4 protein-coding genes are annotated in these 3,160 nt (G+C 70.5%); 3 read left to right on the plus strand and 1 reads right to left on the minus strand.

Annotated features, from left to right (window positions below; genetic code table 11):
• From NQ160_RS21285 to NQ160_RS21295, 3 genes are all read left to right on the plus strand, one after another.
• Positions 1 to 1,170, plus strand: a 1,170-nt coding sequence (locus NQ160_RS21285; RefSeq protein ID WP_257517066.1) for a sensor histidine kinase, incomplete at its 5' end; no start/stop codon positions are given.
• The gene (locus tag NQ160_RS21290; RefSeq protein ID WP_257517067.1) at positions 1,167 to 1,859 is read left to right on the plus strand and encodes a response regulator; all 693 of its coding nucleotides are present in this window, start codon (positions 1,167 to 1,169) and stop codon (positions 1,857 to 1,859) included. The genes NQ160_RS21285 and NQ160_RS21290, both read left to right, overlap by 4 nt.
• A gap of 53 nt (positions 1,860 to 1,912) precedes the next feature.
• Positions 1,913 to 2,596: a hypothetical protein gene (locus NQ160_RS21295; protein ID WP_257517068.1), complete on the plus strand. Its 684-nt coding sequence runs from the start codon at positions 1,913 to 1,915 to the stop codon at positions 2,594 to 2,596.
• A gap of 51 nt (positions 2,597 to 2,647) precedes the next feature.
• On the opposite strand, the gene NQ160_RS21300 is transcribed toward NQ160_RS21295, so the two are convergent.
• A complete protein-coding gene (locus tag NQ160_RS21300) occupies positions 2,648 to 2,911 on the minus strand; it encodes a hypothetical protein (protein WP_257517069.1) in 264 nt (87 codons plus the stop codon).
• Positions 2,912 to 3,160: the final 249 nt, after the last annotated feature.

Below are 3,160 nucleotides of genomic sequence, written 5' to 3' on the forward strand. Positions count from 1 at the left end.
CACCACCTGCTGGCGCTGGTGCTCTACGTCGTCATCGCGAGCCTCGTGAGCTTCATCGTGGATCGCGCCGCCCGCTACACCCGGGCCGCGCGGCGCTCGGCCGCGGAATCGGAGCTCATCCAGACCATCGCCGGCAGCGTGCTGCGCGGCGAGAACGCGATCCAGGCGCTCGTCGACCGAGTGCGCGAGGCGTTCCACCTTCCCGGGGTGCGGGTCGTCGTCGGCGGCGAGGTGGTGGCCCGCGCGGGGGAGCCGTTGCCGGACGGGCGGTTCACCGACATCCCGCTCACCGACGAGGCGGTGCTCGAACTGCACGGCGCCGACCTCGCGGCATCCGAGCGTCGTCTGCTGGGTGTCGTCACGGCGCAGCTGCGGGCGGCGCTCGACACCGAGCGGCTGGAGAAGACGGCGCAGCAGATCGAGCCGATCGCGGCATCCGACCGGGTGCGCGGGGCGCTGCTGTCGGCGCTCAGCCACGATCTGCGCCGCCCGCTGGCCGCCGCCTCGGCCGCCGTCGGGGGCCTGCGCGCGGCGGGTCCCGAACTCGCCGCCGCCGACCGGCAGGAGCTGCTCGAGACCGCGGACGAGAGCCTCACCGCCCTCGGCACGCTGCTGACCGACCTACTCGACGTCAGCCGGCTGCAGACCGGCGTGCTCACCATCGCCGACATCGCCACCGACCCTGCCGAGGCCATCGCGCCCGCGCTCGACGAGCTGCAACTCGGCCCCGCCGACGTCACGCTGGCGCTGCAGCACGGCGACGCCGTCGCCCACGCGGACCCGGTGCTGTTGCAGCGCGTGCTGGTGAACCTGCTGGCCAACGCGCACCGCTACGCGCCGGCGGGCGTGCCCGTGCACGTCAGCACGAGTACGTTCGGTGACAGGCTCGAGATCCGCATCGTCGATCGCGGGCCGGGTGTGCCGGCCGAGAAGAAGGATGACATCTTCGTGCCGTTCCAGCGTCTGGGTGACACCGACAACTCCAGCGGGCTGGGGCTCGGGCTCGCGCTCTCGCGCGGGTTCATCGAGGCGATGCGCGGCACGCTGACCTCGGAGGACACCCCCGGCGGCGGGCTGACGATGGTGATCTCGCTGCGCACGGCGGGCGAGACGGATGCCGCGGCGGGCGTCGCCGCCGATGTCTCGGTCGGCGAGGGGGAGCGGGCATGAGGATCCTCATCGCCGACGACGACCCGCAGATTCTGCGGGCGCTGCGCATCACCCTGACCGCGAAGGGGTACGACGTCACGACCGCCCTCGACGGCACGCAGGCCATCGCCGCCGCCGTCGATCACCGGCCCGACATCCTCATCCTCGACCTCGGTATGCCGCACCTCGACGGCATCGAGGTGATCCACGCCGTGCGGGGGTGGTCGGCCGCGCCGATCCTCGTCGTGTCGGGGCGTGCGGGCGCGGCCGACAAGGTCGAGGCGCTGGATGCCGGCGCGGACGACTACATCACCAAGCCCTTCGCCGTGGAGGAGCTGCTCGCCCGCATCCGCGCGCTCACGCGCCGCGTGCCGCAGGACGACGCGTCCCCCGTGGTGCGCCTCGGGGACGTCACGATCGACCTCGCCGCCCACAGCGTCGTGCGCACGACCTCCGACGGCGACCGGCAGATCCGGCTGACGCCCACGGAGTGGCAGTTCATCGAGATCCTCATCCGCAACGCCGGCAAGCTGGTGACCCGGCAGACGGTGCTGCGCACGATCTGGGGGACCGACCACGCCGAAGACACCGGCTACCTGCGGCTGTACGTGTCGCAGCTGCGCAAGAAGCTGGAACCCGACCCGAGCACGCCGCGGTATCTGCTGACCGAGCCGGGGATGGGGTACCGGCTCGACGGGGTCGCGACGTGAGTCCGGTCGCATCGGTGCCACGGTAACTATGAGTCTTCTGTGATACTTCACCTATGAAGAGAAGACTCGGCGTCGCAGTTCTCGCAGCGATGATGATGGTCGGTGTGGCGGGTTGCGCCGGGGGAGGGCCCCGCGACGCAGGCCCCACACCCAGCGGCTCGGCCGTCGCTCCATCGGGGTCGCCGACGCCGAGCCCCACTCCGCAGCCGGACCTCGCCTCGATCGTGGTGAGCGCGACGGACGTCACTCTCCTCGATGACAGCGGCGCCCCGCAGGCCACGCTCACTTTCTCGGGTGATGATCCTGCCTCCTACGTGACCGCGCTCAGCGCCTCGTTGGAGATGGAGCCCACCGAGACGACCTCTCCCAACGGCGCCCAGGGGGCGCAGTTCACGACGATGTACGAGTGGCCGGGGCTGCTCATCAGCACCGGTTTCACCGAGGAGTGCCTCCCTGCGTGCCGACACGTCACGATCGTCGTCTCGGTCCCGGAACTCGCCGGCGTCCCTATCCGCACCGTGTCCGGTATCAGCGTAGGCGACAGTGTCGATGAGGCACGGGCGCTCGGTGCGCAACCCACGCCCGAGATCACCCTTGCCGCCGAGCCTGAGGACCCCGCGCTGTTCGGCTCCACCTCTGAGGCGACGCGCATCGTCATTCTGGATCTCGATGAGGATGAGTCGACGATCGCCGGCCTGCGCGCGAACCCATGGTTCTATACCTTCGGCAATCTGTGACCCAGCCCGCCGATCGCGCATGCGCCGCATCGCGCGACGTCGGATCTGGCCTCAGGTCGCAGGGTCTTGCCGACCTGCGCCCTCGCCATGCTCGGCTTCGAACACCCGGAGCTCTTTTCGGTACGTCACGAGATTGAAGATTCCCAGGCCACCGAGAAGGAAGGGCGTCAGCGCGGAGAGCCAGCCGCCGATGTTCTGCGGGTCGCTGAGAAGCGACACCAGGCTCACCGCGGCCATGATCGCGCCCAGTACGCAGAACAGCACACCGGTGCTGCGCTTGGCTTCGATCTGAAGTCGCTGCTGCTTGAGGCTCACGGTTCGAGTCTCGCACGGCCGGCAGGAGACGCCGGCTGAGCTGGCGCGTGGTGGCGGCCAGCCGGCCGTGCTCGCGCCGGCAGGGACTGCATCCGCCGCGGATTCGTCGGCAGCGCTGTACGGCGCCCATGCCGGGTCCCGCAGGGCGGGGCACTGCTCGGGGGTCGGCGCCAACGCTCTCGGGAAACTCCGCCATCAACTGCCGCATTGTGACAAACGATCGCGCGACGGCCCTGGAGCGATCCCTAG

The sequence above is a fragment of the Microbacterium sp. zg.Y909 genome (assembly GCF_024626565.1).